Raw genomic sequence first — 17,463 nt, 5'->3', positions numbered from 1 at the left:
CCTTATTCACCTCCGAAAATTGCTGAACTCAGCATGTTAGGGTCAAATTCTAAGTTGTTTTCAATAAACTCTGCCGGCGTGAAGAAAGCCATTTTTTGAGAAAATTGAATTTTCCCATTTAAAACGTTTGAGATTGGATTATCCTGTTGGTTAAATTCAATTTTAGCTCCAGCAATCTGACCTTTAGCCTTAAATCCATTCGCTCTAATGTTTTCGCTATCCACTACACTTTCAATCAAGCGTGTGTTAGTAGGGTTATCTACTTTTTCAAAGTAGGTTTGGATGAATGAATTACCCCACCAGTCAAACATGCGTCTTAGTGCGATAAAACGGTCTTTAGGATCGTTATTATCTCCGAGTTCAGGGTCGTATGCAGCAGTATTGTTCCCCCAAAGCTTCCAACCACCCATGTTAATAGCTGTAACAATAGCCGTTCCGTTTAAGACGTTACCTTCAACTTGATCTAAGAACACTTCATCATTTTCGTCATTTACCATAGCAGTTACTGGAATGTTTGAATTTGAAGGAGATTTATATGGAACACCTTCGTTTTCTGAATCTTTTTTGGCAATGGCAGACGCTACGATTGAGCTATAATGGTATGTTTTTTTTCCAATTTTTGCTTTTGGCCAACATACGATAGACGATTTATCATTGTATCCATTAGCATCCTTGTTTTGACCTGCAGCCTCTTTTGTTTTCCCGCTAACATCTAAAACGTTAATAGCATTGAATGCGCCATTTATCTTTGTAGATTTAGCTACTAGTACATTCCCTACTTCCGCATGATGGGAAAAACCAGGAGCCAAAAGAGTATTTGGAAGAACCCCTAATGTTGGATATACGGTTTGGATAAGCTCTAATCCTTTATATTTATTCTCAGTAACATCATAACCACCGATGATATCGGCATTAGTTACCTTTGTTGGGTCCAATTCATCGAAAGTGACTTGAATTTCAGAAACACTTGTCATTTGACCAGAAGTTAATACAGAAATTAAAGGTTTGCCGTTTTGGTTGAAAGAAACAAAATAATCTTGGTCCTTTACGTAAGTAGTGGCTCCATCAGAGCTATTAACTACTAAAGTAGACAATAGCACACCTTCTTTATCAACTAATCCTTCTTTGTTAGAGATTTGTATTGTTTGAGGTGCAGAACTTTTCTTATGAATTGTTGGATCTAATACATTAATAAAAACTACAGGACCAACTTTAAACTCTCTGAAACTTGCATCCATAACTTCACAAAGAGTAAAAGCATCCCAATCATCCGAATAGCCCAATTTCTCTTTTCCTTCATCGAAACTGTGAATTAATAATGGTTTGTTTACTACAGCAGCAGGATCTTCTACAAGATTAATTGGTGCTGTACCCGTTACTACTTGAATGGCTGAATATGCTACTTCTGGACTGGAGATTGAGGTTGGCTTTTCGTTAAGACCGATACCATGTTGATAGCTCATTATTTATTTCCTCCTTTAGCGTATTTAAGGGCTCTTTCGAACAATAAATGTTCTCTAGTACCCTTTTGCTGAATTTTACTTTTTACTACAGCTAAGTCTTTCACCGGAATTAATAGCTCTCCTACGGCTAATTCAGCTTTAATATGTTTGTTGACACGTTGGGGTAACTCTCCTTGGAAAACAGCGTACTGTGAAAGCTCCCCATTATTTAAAGTGGGACCGCAATAAATAACTGTCTCAACTTTGTTAGATATAGCTTTTCCGACTTGTTCTGCAGTCGCTTTCGAACGCTCTCGAATTGTTTCATTTTTACTCATATAAGGTGTTCGACATCCTCTCTTAATGGTGTAGGTACCTCCCAATTCGTTTCAAGACCAGCAAAATAATAAGGGGCTGAATCTTCCTCTTGATAGGTAGCTCGAATTGGATACACCAATTGAAATTGCTTATTTATCATTGGATTTCTAATTAAACTTTCATAAACTTTTTGAATAACAACTAAGGCATCTCTATATCCCTGATTGTCTTCTGTTCGGTCAAATACTCCTGCAATAAAAAGAACTCTACTCTGACCTGGTTCTCCCTCTGATACACCCTCTACATCTGTTAAACGGATACAAAGGTACGGATACAATGATAAATCGGTACTCTTATTTTTCTGAGGGAGGTGTTGTGGAAAAATATTAATAGGTTTATATATTTCGGGATTGTTAGGATCTTTAAGTGCTAAACTATCTAATTCTCCCTTGAATCTTTCAACGAGACCATCTAATAAATGAATAGGTATCATCTATTTCCACTTCCTAAAATTCGATTTATTTCATGATCGAGACGAGTTTCAAATGTTTGATGTCCTTGTTGCTCGATTGTTGTACGAACTTCGTCGTTATCAAGCATTTGTGGAACAGATGGGCCAAACAATCTTTTGATTGGAAGTCTAGCTCTACCTTCACGTTCAAAAACTTTATTGCCATGGATATCTGCGATGAAAGCACCTAGTACTTTCTTTATGTTTCCTTTTTTAACCCCAGCTTTTATAGGCGTTTTTCTACGTGGGTTTACAGTTTTAGGTGAAACCCTGAATTTATCTAAGCCTATTGGAGAACCGCTTGATTTAACTTCCCCTCGTAAACTTGCTTTTGTTGCCTTGGTTATTTTTAATGTTGGCTGGATATCGCTAGCTTTGATGTTATACTCTTTTCTAACTTCCTTTTTCACATTAGAATTTACATTGGTTACAGCTCTATTGATTGCATTCGATAAAGCATTAGGTGCTTTTTTTGAAAACGTACCTAATCTACGCTCCAATTCCTCTAACATTTGCCGGTCTAAATCAACAACAAGCCTCATGAATCCCTAACCTCCAGTGAAATTGAGTACATACCCAAAGGCTTTTTCACATCGGAAATATAATAAAATTCACCATTGAACATTAAATTTTGTCCTGGTTGAGGTTCAAATGGTAGATCATTTACCTTTACATGAAAAAGAAGCCCATCAGTAATGAGCCCCTCTCCGTTTTTAGAATTATAATTTGTAAGCGATTCTTCATCGATAATAACCGTGATGTTTTCTCCGTCAATATCAACTTTTTCAGCAAATCCGCTATCTGTATTAAAAAAAACATTAGCAAGATCACGTTCTAATGCATCCTTGAAGCCCATATTGTTCACATCCTAGTCTTCTAATTGATCTAAGAAGTGATTTGCATGACCAGCTTCAACAATAATTTTAATTAACGCTTTTTTACTAATATTGTGTTTAAATTCAAGCTCTAATTCAGTTGCTCCTTCTTTCAATTCGTTTGTATCAAAATTGAGATCAAGAGTTTCTTCTACTGGTTCATCTTCTCCGCCTAGAGTTTTCAAATCTCCAACTACTTTGACAGGTGCTTCAGATTCTCCAATTTTTACAGCTGGTTCGATTACTTTTAATTTCAATAGACGTAATGCCTGTGTTTCTTTAATTTTTTCACTATTAATAAAAGCCCCTACGTCATACTTTTCATCGTCATGACGTAACGGCTGTAAGACATTGTAACCATTCATTTTACCGCTCTCCTATTCTATTAGACTACTGTTGCAACAAACCAAGAATCTACATTGTTTGGATGAGGTACTGGACGCGACGTTAAACGTGCCATCTTTGCATCATTGCCTAATTCATTCCAGAATTTTGGCACTCGTGCTGCTTCGTAAGTTACGTAGCTTCCACCCTGTTCTAGTTGTGTTACAGCACCGAATACATAACCACCTAGGTTTGTGTGACCCATCACGATTTTATCAGCAGGAACAAACGGTAATTCGTTTCCATTCTCGTCGATATACCAATCATTATATAAATAGATTTCAATATTCAGTTCAGGAAGTTTCCCAACAAATGTCACTTGATCACTTTTTACAGACGGTTGAATTTGACCAAGTGTAATATTTAATTTATCAAATAGTGCCACTACCTTTGGATTTTGCATCCAAGCCTTATAAGCATCTTCACCGAAGATAGCGATGTTAGGAGCAATACCGCTCTTCTTCAAAACATCTAATCTACGGTTTCGTAGGTATTCATACGGATTAGATCCTTCATCTGTCCACATATCTAAACCGCTTAATGTTTCAAAACCATCAAATCCGTAATCGATTTCTTCCTCGATAACTGTTGTTAATGTATTATCTGCATAACCTTTTGCGATAACTTTACCAGTGAAAAGGATTTGTGCTGCCATCCACTCTTCACGACGATCAATTTCTCCGCCTAATTCAACCATATCATCAGCTAATAAATCTAACGCGCGTTGAGCTGGTGTTTTTTGACTATAAAGGTTTTCACCAAGCCCGCGTGATGAAATGTCATCGATTGTTAAAATACGTTGTGGAGCAATGCGTAATGGTTTTAATGACTTAGTTTGGAAACCTTCACGGCTAACTGTTACACCGCCAACTCGTGGAGCTACGAATGGGGCCATTTTGCGACGGCCTTTTTTGTAATCGAACTCCACGCTTTCAGTAACAAACGTTTTATCATTTACTCGAGGGAAAAATGTATCACGTAAAAATGATGGTACGTGAGGCATTACCTGTACTGCTGGTAGCATTGTTTTTGTGTTATATCCTGCCATAATAATTAATTCCTCCTATTAGTGAAATGCTTTCAAGTAAATTCCGAATGATTTTAGTGACTCTTCATGTTCATCAATAGAACCTTCACCATCGATAATTAATGCCGAGCGATTAAAAGCCCCTGACACGTAAACTACAACAGAGATAGTGCCACCTAATTCTTCTGTTGTGTCAACTGGCTCAGCCACAACAAATTGTGCCTTGGCTTCCACAGCTCCTCCAACTAAAATTACAGATCCCTCAGTATTTGTTCCTAATACAGATCCGCGTGATAAAATTCCTTGACCACTTGCAACTTCTATAATTCCTGTTTGAACTGGGAATGAATTTGCAATTAAATTTTCGTACTCAAAAGTTCCTACTGTTTCCATAATTATTTTCCTCCCCATAAGTTAACAAGTGCTTGTGCTGCTTTTTCTTCATCTGTTACATTATCTGTTTCAGGAGTAGCTGATGGTTTGATATTATTTAAAGCTGCTGCATCGTCTTTTGCATTATGCAAATAGTTCTGACCAGCTTCTTTTTGTGCCTTGATCATGTTTACTGCTAATTTCTCAGAGGATACTGGCTCAGTAAATTTCGCATCATACACCATTTTGTCATTCCCTGCAGGTGCCATATCTTCAATCGATTTAATGCGAGTATTTTCGGCTTGTACACCTTCAGTAAAGCCCATGTTTTTTATTTGTTTAAATAACTCTGGATGTTCGTTTTGTAATTGTTGTAAATCCATCTTGTTATTCGCTCCTTCATTCTCATTATTTTTAGGTGGTTCGTTATTAATTGGTGTATTTATTTGTCCTGCATTATTTAAAATGTTTGCTCCAGCCTCATTAGCAAGTTGGTTGCGCATTTTGTCAATAACGGCTTTAGGTAACATCCCATTTACTAATTCTGGGCGTTCTACACTATTAACTGCTTCAACTTCGTTTTCAAACATTATAGAATCGATAAAACCATGTTCTTTGGCTTCTTGTGCTGTCATCCAAGTCGTTTTATCCATCATTTGTTTAAGTTCATCATCACTCTTATTTGTTTTTGCTTTATAAGCATTAATAATTGTCTGATTTACTTTTTTCAGGAAGTCACTGGTATCATCCATTTCTTGATAATCCCCTTCTGCTCTTGTCAAAGCGTTATGAATCATGATTTGAGCAACAGGAGACATTTCAGTTTCACCAGCCATTGAAATAACACTAGCAGCACTAGCAGCTAAACCAACAATCTTACTTTTCACTTTTCCTGAGAAGGATCTTAAAGCAGTATAAATTTCAGCTGCATCATAAACTGAGCCACCACCAGAATTAATCCACATAACCAATTCGTTATCTTGATTTCGAATAGCTCGCTCAATCATCATGTTAACTTTGCTTGGACTTGTTGCTGGGATTCCAAACCAATCGTAAACCCATTGGTCTGCATCACTAATAATTGGACCTTTAATGTCAATCTTCATCTTCTTTTTCACCTCCCTTCTCTACTACTACAGGAGCAATAAGCCTATCACGTCTTCTCACACTTTCCTCACGGATGCGTAAAGCATGATTTTCAAAATAACTTGTACCCGTCATTTCCATTGCTTCTCTTGTTCGTGTACTGAATCCAGATTGCACACGGAGCTCGGCAGCTTGAGCTTCTTTTAAAGGATCTAATTGACCTTGAGTCGGTCCATTCCATTCAGCGCTACAATATGCTTTCCGGATAATCGGATCACTAAAAAAACCAGGCGCATAAATGCGACCAGTTGCAATAGCTTCTGCTAAAAACTCCTCGTAAATTGGCTGACAAAAATTTCTGGCCATAAATTTACGATAGGTTTTAAACATCTTCCACGCTTCAAGTAAAGCTCCGCGAGAAGCAGAATAAGAACTTGTAAAGTGTTTCATCAAAACTTCGTAGGGTATTTCTAACGCGACACCAATTTGCCTAAACATGCTTGTTACAAATCCATCAAAGGCTGTATTAGGACGACCCGGATTTGATTCTTGAATTTTCTCACCTTCCCGCAAGAAATTTACTGCGCCATTCCCGACTTGAATATCTGAATCGTCATCATCCTCAAAATCTATCTCATCATTGGGTGATAATGGACTTCCCATTTCAGATGCTTCAGGCGATTCACTTGTAACAAACAATGTGTACATTCCACTTATAACAGCAGCCATTAATTCAGCATCCGAATATCTTGTTATTTGTTTAAGCGTATCTACTACTGGTGCTAATATCGGAATTCCTCGACGTTGTTCAGGTCGTTCCAGTCGGACAAGATGCAAGATGTTAGGGCGCCCAGACTTATTCCCAAACTTTTCAATTCTTTGCCAACTATTATTGAACGAATGCAATGATTTTGGATGTTTATCCGCAACATGGTAAGCAGTTACTTCTCCTGTTGAATCTACTTCAACACCATTGACGATTTTTGTATCAAACATTGCATTTAAGTTGGGGTTACAAACCCTATCAGCTTCAAGGATTTGTACGGTTAACTGGTACGGTGTTCCAGCTCTTTTCTTATACGGGAGCAATGCAAAAGCATCACCACTCATAAGCATAGATAAAAACGCGAGAAATTGTAGTTCATCGAAATCAGCCATGCGAGAAGCGTCACAGTTCTTTGATTCGGACCATAACGCAAATTCACGTTCGATTGTTGTTTCCCAGACATCCGCTTGTTCGATTGTCATATTTAAAAACTCGTAATCAATAGTTGAGTTAAGCTTTAAACCAGAGCCGATAACATTTGTTGTCATTGTTTTAAGTGCACCACTTGCAATTGGTGCACCCATGTACAAATCACGTGATCTCTCACGTAATTTTTCAATGTTTCTTTCAATATCTTCAAGCGGTGACGCTAAACTGGTAATCCAACCTTTTAAACTAGTTTTTTGAGAGCTTGCAGCATGTCGACCATACCCTTGTCCATCAAAACTGTTCAAAACTCTATTCTGGGTCATGTTTTTAGCAACATTTGGTCTAAAAACATTAACAGCACGCTCTAAAACATTCATTTTTACCTTCATTTCTGCTCACCACCAATCATAAATCACGTGGAATAAAGCGTTTTGCTCGCCTAATTTGTCTTCCAGATGCTAGTATTTTTAATTTTTTCACCTTGTTTTCCCAATACGTAATACGTTCTGTGATCTCTTTTAAATCCAAATAGGTTAAATTTCGACTACCAACTGCATAACTTTTGACCCTTCCAGATGCTAAATTCTTTTCAGCATCTCGCCATAATTTCAACATTTCTTGTGCATCAACTAATTCGTTTTTGATATTAGACATTATTTCCTCACTCTTCTCCGTCGTTTTCTGGTAGGTCTTGCAATCATGGTGTATTCTTTATCAAGATTTGGGTCTAACATTTCCAAAGCAGCAGTGTTATACACTCGTAAATCGAAAGCTTCATTTCGTGCTCGTTTTTTTACCCAAACTTGATAAGCTACATTTCTTTCAAAACGAGTTTCTAATTTTTCAGCAGTTAACGCTTTAAAATAATCAATGTTATAACCTCTACCTTTAGGGAAATGGCAATAATTTGGACCGAAATCAGTTACTTGCAAAGAACTCATTACTTTAGATTTTCCATCGTTTACACCGAGTCGAATCAATATGGCTTTGATAGGCTTTGGTCTCGAATGTCCTCCAATTAACGGAGTGTATTCACCTTTTTTATCAGATGCACCTTTTATTGCATAAATTCTACGGGCTTCCCTCAATCTCGTAAATTTATAAACTTCTTGGGTAAAGTGACCCCCTGAATCTATAAAAGTACTAGCAATTTCAAATGTCCGTCCATCAGCTTTTTTCCATGTTCTTGATAAGTACTCGTCCAAATCCATCCATACTTGAGGTTGATTTAAGTCACCTCGTATAATGTGATAACCGATACCCCACGATTCCTTTCCTGGACCCCATCCAACTACTTCAATTTCAAAACGATCATCTTGCACGTCGACTGCTGCTGTTAAAATGCTGACCTTTTCCGGCACATCACAACCATAATCTTCTCGTCGTTCGTACAACGTTAACTCATCTACTTGCACTCCTTGCTCTTCCCAGACTTCACCAAGAGAAGTATTTTTAAATACTTTTAAAGCTTCCTTCCCTTTTTTCTGTGCATCTTTGAAAGCTGCAATAATTTCTTCCCATTTGCGCCAAGGCGAAAGTAATTCGTTAAGATGAAAGCCACGTTTAGTCGCATCGGGTACTTCTGCAACCCAACGCCCCTCTTGATTTTTCCATTCAAATTGATTATGCATGGATCCACATTCAATGCAGGCGTGTGTTACTGTATCAAAATGAACTTGTTCCCAACGTAAAGGCTGTTCATGGCCACAAGATGGGCAAGGTAGGTGGTAACGCTCTTTTGTACTCAACTCAAATTCTTTTTCAATCCGAGAAGTGCCTGCATCAGTAGGAGTTGATACCTTTACCTTTTTTCGATTGTAAAAAGTTGTTGTTCGTTTCTCTGCTAAATCTAACGGATCACCCTCGCTACCTGCACTTACCGGAAATCGGTCTATTTCATCCGCTAATAACACTCGAATCGATCTTGATGCAAGACCTGCTGGTGCATTAGCTCCAGCTAAAGCAATAAATCCTCCAGGAAAACTTTTTTGAAGAATTGTGTTTTCTCCATCTCTAGATTTTGAATTAGATACTTTGTTACGTAACGTAGGACAAACTCTAAACATTGGAGCAAGCCGTTCTTTCGAAAAATTTTTAGCTGCTGCTTCTGTAGGTTGAAGCATCATAATTGGATATGGCTCCATATCTATAAAATAGCCAAGTGCATTTAATAGAATTTCAGACTTCCCTACTTGAGCTGAAGACATGATGACAACATCCTCATGGGTTGGATCTGTAATTGCATTCATAATTTCTCGTTGGTAAGGTGCTCTCGATGTATCCCATTGTCCAGGTTCAGCTGATGTCTCGGATGGTAATACTCGAAATTTATCTGCCCATTCCGATACTGTAAGATCAGGTGGTGGTGAGAGATTCTCTTTAATACATGTTTGAATTAACTTTAAAGTTGATTTGAAGGATTTATCCATCTAGATCATCTTCATCATCTTCGACCACATCGTCCGAATAAAAATCTTTGGGATTATACTCAGCTAATTCAGTCATCGCTTCATTGATTCCCGACTTTAAAAGGTTACGGATTTCAGTTAAGTCTGATTTCCCAGCAACTTTTGCTGCCATTTTTGGTGGAAAGGCCAACAACTTCCCTCTAAAATTGCCAAGCATACTATTCATAACTCGCTCAACATCTTCAGAACGATGTAATTCCCCTTTCATCACCTGCACTTGCAATTCAGTTTTTTCTCTACGTGCCCTCGTCCAGTAAGCTTCTTCAATAGACTTGTCCAATACTTCTTCACGTTTTGATTCCAAGTAATTTATATACGCCTTAAACGATTTTGGTAGGTCATATTTTCCATGCCCTACTCTCACCACAGCATTTTCTTTCGCTAATTGGCGTATTCGACTCTCGGATACATCAAAGATTAACGAAATTTCTTTGCTACTAACGATAACCTCAAAGTTCTCTGAATCCTTTTGGGTCAATGCTCGAACACCCCTTTCGCGAATTATTTCCCAACATTTAAAACGAAAACGTTAACAACCTTTTTAATTTTGTAACTAGACGAACTGTGGGCTCGATAGCACCCGTATGAACTTCAAAAGTCCAGAAGAACCTAAAATTTTCTGACAACTTTGAAAAATTGGCTTGAAGCTTAGAGCCATAAGGGATTGACCTGTTTTTCGTTACGTTCTCTAAATTGCTCTCTTCACTCTTAGTAGGCAATCGTATGACTATACCCTCTCTAACGCAACATATCTTCAAATTCTGTTGAACTCGAAAAAGAAGGGCGAAGCCTTGATAATTCTAATATCTTTATTTTTTTTAAAAATGAATTCAACGAAAATCTTTTTATGTTTAATACAAAATAAATAAGGTAGATTAAAGCTGATAGATTGTTATATTTAGACATAAAAAAACAGACCTTAATCATAGAGGTCTGTCATTTTATTATCTAAATCATGTTGTGTTGCTCCAATATAACGCAGTGTTACTGATTGTTCCTCGTGCCCAAAGTATTCCTGTAGTGCTGCTACATCTTTGTGCTTGGTATAAAACGTATAACCGAATGTCTTACGTAAAGTATGTGTACCAATAGGGATGTCATAATCTAAAGCTTTAGCTGCATCCTTCAGTATTTTGTAAGCTGTTGTTCTATCGATTGGTTTAATTTTCCCTGTCTTCTTATCCTTATTTCGTGAAGGGAATAAAAGGTCGGTACGACTCATATTCTCCATATACTCATCTAGTATTTCTCTTAACTTAGGTTCGATTATTGCTCGTTTATAGTTTCCTGTTTTCTGCTCTTCGATCATTAGGTAAGTCCCCATTAAGTCTCGTTTGCGTAATAACAATATATCGGATATGCGTAAACCTAAGTAAATACCAACCATAAACATCACATAGTTTCGTTTATTCCCTTGGTCAATGAAATATTGAATAAACTCTTTCAGCATTCTTTTATCTCTAATAGGTTCTACATATTTCATGGCATAAACCATCCTTCCTCACGAATCTTTTCTTTCACTCTGTTAAGAGTCTGAGAAACCGTACCTTTGTGTACATTCAATATCTTTGCTATCTCATCGTGTGAAAATCCATTGCTTGCCAAATCTAATACTTCCTTTTGGCGTTCAGTCAATGATTCAGTAAGGGAGGCTACAGTGCGCTCTTTTTGTTCTTGATTAATTGAGACCATAGCTTCATCTTCACTATTAAAGGATTCGTAATGGCTGAAATCTCCTGTATCCTTTTGAAGTTGTATCCAATAAGGTTCAAAAGGGACTTCCTTGACATAAGCTGACTGCCTTTCAATACCTCTTCGTAGTCCTGGTTGTTTCCCTTTTCTTATCCATTCGATTGTGTAATTTATATTAGATAACCAACTTCGAACAATTGTCATATCTTCTTCATATTGGTGTAGTAGCGCTAGTTCTTCTGTGCTTAATACATTTATCAAATCTCTGCTATTTTCCGTATATCTTAACTTGTCATATTTCCCTTGAATCTCGTTTAATATTTTAGTAGTTTCGCGTCTAGTATCTCTATACTCTTTAAGCAGTTCTTTCAATGCTACTACACCCCTTATTTCGTATTATCGTGATCGGTAAGAGCCTTTAACTTTGTGGTAGATAGGTCTTTTCGTTCCCATCAGTTCCTCTAAATCTCTACGACTTAGTTTTGTTGTCTTGTGCTGCTTCATCGGCTTCTGCTCTTTTGGCTGTTTACTTTGTTGTTTTTTGGGTACTTTGTTTACTAAACCTTTTTCAATTAACTGACTTTGTAATGTACGTGTCATATTCAATCGCCCCTTTGCACAAAATAAAAGAGGACATCAAACAATGAGAGATTGCCCTTCTCTCAAAGCTCGATGTCCTCGGGTGTTCCGATAGACTTATAATTTTTCGTTACTTTCGTGCGTTGCTCTTGTTGGTTTATTAGCTTCCCAACTGATTGTCGTTTTTCCAAAACCAGTTGTTGGCGCTTGAACCATTTTTAATTGCCCATTTTTCATAATATAAAGCCCGTCTTGTAATTCTTGTAATTCCTGTAATTCTTGTAGTTGTTTGCCCATTTCAACCACTCCTTGCTATAATAGTAGTATTCATGTAAATAGCAGGAGTGGTTGAGTCGTAGTTGTCGCTACGACTTTTTTTATTGTGGTATTGTGGTAAAAATATTTTAGCAACTGAATCCTTTCTTTTATAATTTATAAATTAGCACAAACAAAGGTGTAGCATCTTTCTTTAGTTGGAAATCCTTCGTGGTATTCATCACTTTCCACTTCGTATAATTTCCCATTATTTCTAATACAAAATGAATCAATTTGTATTTTATCGCCTTCTCGTAACTTCTCGATTAGATTGAACACAGGGTCATTCTTTAACCCTAAGAATTCAAACAAATTTGTTTGTTCAACCAATCCATTTCAACTCCTTATTTCTGACGTCTATTATGCAATTCTATTAGTTTGCGTATCTCTACTTGCGCCTTTTCTAAATCGCGTACATTAAATCCCTCTTTCGCTCCATAACGAGTTAAATATTTAATTGCATTCAATCTGTGAAAACCAACATTTTCATCTAAGGAAAAGTTCTCTTCCCCGAACTTCCAAACATCAACTTTTCCCTTTTGATAATGAGGAGAAAGCTGCATTCTTTGCTGATTAAGGTGTGCTGTTTGAAATTCATCTTCGTTTTGTTTAATCATTCCCATGTTAGTCCTCTCTTTCGTACATATTCATTTACCAATTATTAAAACCTACGACTAAGACACCTCTGTTTCTTTCTCTGCAAGTTTTATAATCAAACCAATGTGATTCGCATAACACTTCTTGACCGTTATAATTTCTTTCCTGTTCTTTTTGATAGACATACTCTGAAAGAATAACTTTGTACCCGTTTTTAAATTCTATAAGCCAACAAGATTCCATTTATCTAACTCACTTTCTACGAGCTGTGTATTAAAGAATGTTCATTACACGCTCTCCGAAATCCATTAAATCAATTTCTTCGTTGTACACATCTTCTGCTTCGTTTGAGATTCTCTCTAACGTTTTTGCTTTTCGGATTAACTCTTCTAAATCAACTGGCTCTACCTTCAATGAATTCGGATTGCCAGTCCCACCCCAAAACATTTCACCAGAACCAACTATAAAACACTCGCAAATACCTTTATCTGTACGATATTCACTTTTTACAGCGTAAGTATCACCCTTTTTGAAGATTGTACCTGGCTCTAATTCGCCTAGTTTGACTTGTACCACCATCTACATTTTCACCTCTTTCATGCACACCGTTTCTTCGAATTGTTCATTTGTGTTTATTGAGTTGTATAAAAAAATCTATGAAAACAAGTATTATAAAAACAATCATGCAAATGGCATAAAACCAAGTTGGTGGAAATTCCATAAAATCATACCTCCTATTTATTTCGTAATATAGTTCAACTATGACTTTTTCTCTGTTACTTCAACTTCTACAAAATCAAAATGCTTCATCATGTTTGTATATCCATAACTACACATAGCGTCTGGACCATATAAATCTGTCATAAATTTCTCGTAAGCTTTCATTTCAGCGATTGCAGTTTCTTTGCTGTCATACAATGTAGCTTCACTTAAGTCTTGCGTGAGCCACATCCATTCAGCTGCTTCGCCTCGCTCCGAACTATCGTGATAATACTCACCGACCATACCATTTTCTTTGTGCTCGTCTTTTAAACGTAGCACCCACATATCTCTCATATAATGCCTCCTTCTTGTACTCCTATTGGTTCAATAACTCATCGTCCAAAGCGATAACTCGTAATGCATTTTCACTCGTTCGCTTTAACCAAGATGGCGTCATATAAAATTGAATCGTTTTTCTTTTTACACCTAAATATTGAGCTAGTTCCTTTTGTGTACCATCTGTTAAATACTCCTCACCACGATACAAAGCATAGATACGATTGTTGAAATGTCTTTTCGGCTCATAAGCCAAAGTTATCCCTCCAACTTCTTCAATCAGTATCACTCGCGATACCATTTCTCTTTACATTTTACTTTCACGTGAACACGCCCGTTTTTAATTTCAACTTTTTGAATAGAGCCAATTACATGTTCGACTCCGTTTATTTCAAAGCTATCTCCTTTTTGAAAAAGTTTTACATCCTTCAAAGTTTGGTCAAAAGTAAATGATTTTGATTTTGGTACACTATCTCCACGAACATAACTATGTGGCATTAGATCACTCCTCCTCAAAACATTGGCAATTGATTTTATTCAACCCACTCTAAGCACTCGCATGTTTCTTTCTTTTATCGTACTTATATATTCCTTTGGAGCGTAGTGATTTACGTTTGGATTTAATGTCCACAACTTCTCTACCTAGCTGCTCAGCAATTTCCTTGTCACGAATGCCTTGTTGATCCATTCGTATTAATAAATCGATTTCTTTTTGTGTCCATTTGATATAGGCTCTAGTTTTCATTATTCGTGCCATTCTTGTTTGCAGAGATTTAATAGAACGCCCTAATTCGTTAGAAATGACCTCTAAAGAATCCCCTCGCTTTGTGCCGGCTAATAGATGCTTATCTTCTAACGCTGTCCATTTGATGCCCTTTCTTTTCGGGGTATTCAATACGTAATTTTTATAAGCACGATCTAGCCATTCCGGTTCTGGCGCTAGCATGCCTCTTTCAATTTTTGAAAAGTTTATTAGATTTTGATTATCTTTTGCCCATTTCCAAAAATTCGAGATATCGATAAAAATGTATTTTTGTTTGTATACTGTTAGTTCTCTGTATTTCAAACCTTTTGTGTGCCATAGTTTAATAGTTTTGATGTCAACGTGGAGATGTTTTGCTAATTCAGAAAGTGTTAAATAGCCACCTGCCGTTAACATGCTTAAACCTAAGCGACGGGCCTTAGCAACAACTGCAATTTCAGTTCGATTTAAATACTTTGCAATTTTCGAAACTTCACGGGTTCCGTAATTTGATTCCAGGTATTCAAGTTCTTCTGCCTTCCATCTTGCCATTTTTGGTTCACCTCTTTAATTAGCATTCATACTGTTGTTATATACAGCTACCAATTCTTCATCAGAAAGTCGTTCTAAATACTCTTCGCTGTAATGAGTTCTCATGCTGCAGGCGAAAATTAGTTCGTCACGTTCTTCTTCCGACATAGTTTCAATCCTTTCTCTCCAGGAGATCAATAACCAGTATTTTGTCGCTCATGATTAGTTTTATTTTTCTCGAAATAGGCTTGTTCAACTTCTTCCCAGCTAAATCCTAACTTCTCGCCTAGCATCACAAACTCTCTAAACACCATTGAGTAAAAGTGGATACCCTGGCACTCTACGTCTCGTAATAAGTGAATGTGATGGAACAAGTAATTAAATAGATCAAGCACCTCTTCGTCTGGTAGTGCACTTGGCAATACTTTTTTTATGTTTAACATGTTTCCGATTGATAAGAGAAAATGTAGGCAGTCGACGTATTCTTCAAGAACCAAATTTCGTATTACCCATGGTTTATTTTTGTCTGTTTTATCTGGATTGTTCGTTATTACTTGTATCCTCGGTTTCTGGTCATTACTCCAAAACTTAAACCCACGCCATTCATTAGCAAGTTCACCAAGTTCGACTAATAAGGCTAAAATACGTTTATTCAGTCGATTTTCATTTGGTAGTGTTGGATGCTCGCTTTCAATATGTGCATCCAGTGTTCGTTGTGCTTCAAATAATTTTATTAAATCCATTCATAATCCCTCCTAAAATGGCAAGTCATCTTCCGAAACTTCAATTGGTCCTTTGTTTGATGCAAAAGGATCTTCTTCAACCCGACTATAATTTTGTTGATTGTTATACTGTGGGTTTTGTCCATAATTTTGTTGAGTATTACCACCAAATGGTTCATTTTGATACTGTGGTTGGGGCTGATAATTTGGAGTTGGATTTGAAGAACCGTTCGAGCGTGGTTCTAAATATTGAATTCCTTCTGCAATGACATCTGTTGTATAAACTCGTTTGCCATCCTGCCCTTCAAAACTACCAGTCTGTATTCGCCCCTCTACACCAATCAAGCTACCTTTCTTCATGAAGTTTGCTAGATTCTCAGCTTGTTTTCTCCAAGCGATACACTGGATGAAATCGGCTTCTCTATCCCCTTGTTGATTTGAAAATGTACGATTGACTGCAACAGTAAATCTAGTCATCGGTACTCCACTTGGTGTGTAGCGTAGCTCAGGATCCTTTGTCAATCTTCCGACGATTACAACGCAATTTATCAATTTTGAACTACCTCCTCACCCTCTTGTCCTAGAGCTTCTAAAATTCTTTTTCTTCTGGCTTCTAAGTACTCAGCTTTCTCTTGTTCTATTGCCTCTGCTTCCTGTTTTTTCGGTTCGTTTCGCTTATGGAACCAATCCGGCACTACTTCGGATTTAGGAGCAAAATTTTTCTTTTGCTGCTTTTGATTCCGACTAGCTTCAAAGCGTTTTTGTTCAGCCTCAACATCTGAAAGTGATTTTAATTTTTTGTTTGACCAATTTCGCAAAATAGTTTCAACGTATTTCCAATTCAGAGCGTTATTTTCAAGTGCTAGTTTCATAGCATGAGTTACCATCTCTTCGTTTAGGTCATCAATCCATGCCCCGATTTTTTCTGCAGTAAATGGTGCCAGTACCCCAAATCCGTTTTGTTCGTAAAATTCAAAAACCGATTTCTGAGCATCTGCATCACGTACCTGCTTATTATCATCATCATAATTTTTCTTTGTAGTAATCTCTGTAGTAATCTCTGTATTTGTCTGACGTTTAACCGTGATAGGTACCTCGTTCTGACGTGGTAGGTGTGACGTTTGGATGTTATAGGTGTCACGTTGAAACGTCATAGCTATTACGTTGTCATGTTTTAATTCGATAAATAAAACATTACTCAGCTTTGTATTATTTGCTGTGATTGTACGGAAATGTCTTTGAATTAAACCTATTTTTTCTAAGCGAATAATCGCATCACTTGCTTGTCTTTTTGTTATGCCGAACTGCTCAGAAAAACTCTCATATGATCTCTGCAAGAGATCTGCTTTGAATCTTTTTTTCACACCTGTAAACTGACCTGTAGGCTCGTCCTTCGTGTAAACTGGGCGATACCAATAAATAATTTCTGAAAGAATAATTATCCCTACTAAATCGGGTTTACCACTGTCGAATTTAATATTTTCAAACCAAGTATGTGGAATAATATTCCCTTCTAAATGCATTTGCCCTATAGCGTCAACTGATGTATTCCCTGTTGTAAAACTCATG

General features: G+C 37.0%; 27 protein-coding genes. All 27 read right to left on the bottom strand.

All coding sequences use genetic code 11. The features are described from left to right. Positions 1-2: 2 nt before the first annotated feature. Positions 3-1,463, bottom strand: a complete 1,461-nt coding sequence (locus LG296_RS01665; protein ID WP_404427304.1) for a phage tail sheath family protein — start codon at positions 1,461-1,463, stop codon at positions 3-5. Further along, the gene (locus tag LG296_RS01660; protein WP_404427303.1) at positions 1,463-1,780 is read right to left on the bottom strand and encodes a hypothetical protein; all 318 of its coding nucleotides are present in this window, start codon (positions 1,778-1,780) and stop codon (positions 1,463-1,465) included. The genes LG296_RS01665 and LG296_RS01660 overlap by 1 nt, the downstream gene beginning before the upstream one ends. Next, positions 1,777-2,253, bottom strand: coding sequence for a hypothetical protein (locus LG296_RS01655; RefSeq protein WP_404427302.1), 477 nt, complete (start codon positions 2,251-2,253; stop codon positions 1,777-1,779). The genes LG296_RS01660 and LG296_RS01655 overlap by 4 nt, the downstream gene beginning before the upstream one ends. Next, a complete protein-coding gene (locus LG296_RS01650) occupies positions 2,250-2,813 on the bottom strand; it encodes a phage tail protein (protein WP_404427301.1) in 564 nt (187 codons plus the stop codon). The genes LG296_RS01655 and LG296_RS01650 overlap by 4 nt, the downstream gene beginning before the upstream one ends. After that, positions 2,810-3,127: a hypothetical protein gene (locus LG296_RS01645; RefSeq protein WP_404427300.1), complete on the bottom strand. Its 318-nt coding sequence runs from the start codon at positions 3,125-3,127 to the stop codon at positions 2,810-2,812. Before LG296_RS01645 ends, LG296_RS01650 begins: the two co-directional genes overlap by 4 nt. Before the next feature lie 12 nt (positions 3,128-3,139). After that, positions 3,140-3,511 carry a hypothetical protein gene (locus LG296_RS01640; RefSeq protein ID WP_404427299.1) on the bottom strand — a complete coding sequence of 124 codons (372 nt, stop codon included), beginning with the start codon at positions 3,509-3,511 and terminating at the stop codon, positions 3,140-3,142. A gap of 20 nt (positions 3,512-3,531) precedes the next feature. Continuing rightward, positions 3,532-4,578: a major capsid protein gene (locus LG296_RS01635; RefSeq protein WP_404427298.1), complete on the bottom strand. Its 1,047-nt coding sequence runs from the start codon at positions 4,576-4,578 to the stop codon at positions 3,532-3,534. Positions 4,579-4,596: 18 nt separating this feature from the next. Beyond that, a complete protein-coding gene (locus LG296_RS01630; protein ID WP_404427297.1) occupies positions 4,597-4,950 on the bottom strand; it encodes a head decoration protein in 354 nt (117 codons plus the stop codon). 2 nt (positions 4,951-4,952) lie between these two features. Then, a complete protein-coding gene (locus LG296_RS01625; RefSeq protein ID WP_404427296.1) occupies positions 4,953-6,035 on the bottom strand; it encodes a head maturation protease, ClpP-related in 1,083 nt (360 codons plus the stop codon). Next, positions 6,025-7,599, bottom strand: coding sequence for a phage portal protein (locus LG296_RS01620; protein WP_404427295.1), 1,575 nt, complete (start codon positions 7,597-7,599; stop codon positions 6,025-6,027). The genes LG296_RS01625 and LG296_RS01620 overlap by 11 nt, the downstream gene beginning before the upstream one ends. Positions 7,600-7,615: 16 nt before the next feature. After that, complete coding sequence (locus LG296_RS01615) at positions 7,616-7,864, bottom strand: DUF6148 family protein (protein WP_404427294.1); 249 nt, start codon at positions 7,862-7,864, stop codon at positions 7,616-7,618. After that, positions 7,864-9,639, bottom strand: a complete 1,776-nt coding sequence (locus LG296_RS01610) for a phage terminase large subunit family protein (protein ID WP_404427293.1) — start codon at positions 9,637-9,639, stop codon at positions 7,864-7,866. The genes LG296_RS01615 and LG296_RS01610 overlap by 1 nt, the downstream gene beginning before the upstream one ends. Beyond that, on the bottom strand, positions 9,632-10,156 hold the full coding sequence (locus LG296_RS01605; protein WP_404427292.1) for a hypothetical protein: 525 nt from the start codon (positions 10,154-10,156) through the stop codon (positions 9,632-9,634). The genes LG296_RS01610 and LG296_RS01605 overlap by 8 nt, the downstream gene beginning before the upstream one ends. Positions 10,157-10,597: 441 nt before the next feature. Then, a complete protein-coding gene (locus tag LG296_RS01600; protein ID WP_404427291.1) occupies positions 10,598-11,161 on the bottom strand; it encodes a tyrosine-type recombinase/integrase in 564 nt (187 codons plus the stop codon). Beyond that, complete coding sequence (locus tag LG296_RS01595) at positions 11,158-11,742, bottom strand: sigma-70 family RNA polymerase sigma factor (protein WP_404427290.1); 585 nt, start codon at positions 11,740-11,742, stop codon at positions 11,158-11,160. Before LG296_RS01595 ends, LG296_RS01600 begins: the two co-directional genes overlap by 4 nt. Positions 11,743-11,766: 24 nt before the next feature. Further along, positions 11,767-11,970, bottom strand: coding sequence for a hypothetical protein (locus LG296_RS01590; protein WP_404427289.1), 204 nt, complete (start codon positions 11,968-11,970; stop codon positions 11,767-11,769). Positions 11,971-12,066: 96 nt separating this feature from the next. After that, on the bottom strand, positions 12,067-12,246 hold the full coding sequence (locus tag LG296_RS01585; RefSeq protein WP_404427288.1) for a DUF3954 domain-containing protein: 180 nt from the start codon (positions 12,244-12,246) through the stop codon (positions 12,067-12,069). Positions 12,247-12,381: 135 nt separating this feature from the next. Then, positions 12,382-12,594: a hypothetical protein gene (locus tag LG296_RS01580; protein WP_404427287.1), complete on the bottom strand. Its 213-nt coding sequence runs from the start codon at positions 12,592-12,594 to the stop codon at positions 12,382-12,384. A gap of 14 nt (positions 12,595-12,608) precedes the next feature. Continuing rightward, positions 12,609-12,887: a DUF3310 domain-containing protein gene (locus LG296_RS01575; RefSeq protein WP_404427286.1), complete on the bottom strand. Its 279-nt coding sequence runs from the start codon at positions 12,885-12,887 to the stop codon at positions 12,609-12,611. Positions 12,888-13,134: 247 nt separating this feature from the next. Next, a complete protein-coding gene (locus tag LG296_RS01570) occupies positions 13,135-13,440 on the bottom strand; it encodes a hypothetical protein (RefSeq protein ID WP_404427285.1) in 306 nt (101 codons plus the stop codon). 180 nt (positions 13,441-13,620) lie between these two features. Next, on the bottom strand, positions 13,621-13,917 hold the full coding sequence (locus tag LG296_RS01565; RefSeq protein ID WP_404427284.1) for a hypothetical protein: 297 nt from the start codon (positions 13,915-13,917) through the stop codon (positions 13,621-13,623). 22 nt (positions 13,918-13,939) lie between these two features. Next, positions 13,940-14,155 carry a hypothetical protein gene (locus LG296_RS01560; protein WP_404427283.1) on the bottom strand — a complete coding sequence of 72 codons (216 nt, stop codon included), beginning with the start codon at positions 14,153-14,155 and terminating at the stop codon, positions 13,940-13,942. A gap of 29 nt (positions 14,156-14,184) precedes the next feature. Continuing rightward, entirely contained in the window at positions 14,185-14,397 is a 213-nt protein-coding gene (locus tag LG296_RS01555; protein ID WP_404427282.1) for a hypothetical protein, read from the bottom strand. A gap of 49 nt (positions 14,398-14,446) precedes the next feature. Beyond that, complete coding sequence (locus LG296_RS01550) at positions 14,447-15,193, bottom strand: hypothetical protein (protein WP_404427281.1); 747 nt, start codon at positions 15,191-15,193, stop codon at positions 14,447-14,449. A gap of 173 nt (positions 15,194-15,366) precedes the next feature. Next, the gene (locus LG296_RS01545; RefSeq protein WP_404427280.1) at positions 15,367-15,915 is read right to left on the bottom strand and encodes a dUTP diphosphatase; all 549 of its coding nucleotides are present in this window, start codon (positions 15,913-15,915) and stop codon (positions 15,367-15,369) included. Between the two features lie 12 nt (positions 15,916-15,927). Then, positions 15,928-16,446 (bottom strand): single-stranded DNA-binding protein, encoded by a 519-nt coding sequence (ssb, locus tag LG296_RS01540; protein WP_404427279.1) that lies wholly within the window; start codon positions 16,444-16,446, stop codon positions 15,928-15,930. Continuing rightward, complete coding sequence (locus LG296_RS01535; protein WP_404427278.1) at positions 16,443-17,462, bottom strand: DnaD domain-containing protein; 1,020 nt, start codon at positions 17,460-17,462, stop codon at positions 16,443-16,445. Before LG296_RS01535 ends, ssb begins: the two co-directional genes overlap by 4 nt. Position 17,463: the final 1 nt, after the last annotated feature.

Source organism: Ureibacillus chungkukjangi (assembly GCF_044795995.1).
Lineage (GTDB): Bacteria > Bacillota > Bacilli > Bacillales_A > Planococcaceae > Ureibacillus > Ureibacillus chungkukjangi.
This window is presented reverse-complemented; position numbering and strand designations above follow the sequence as displayed.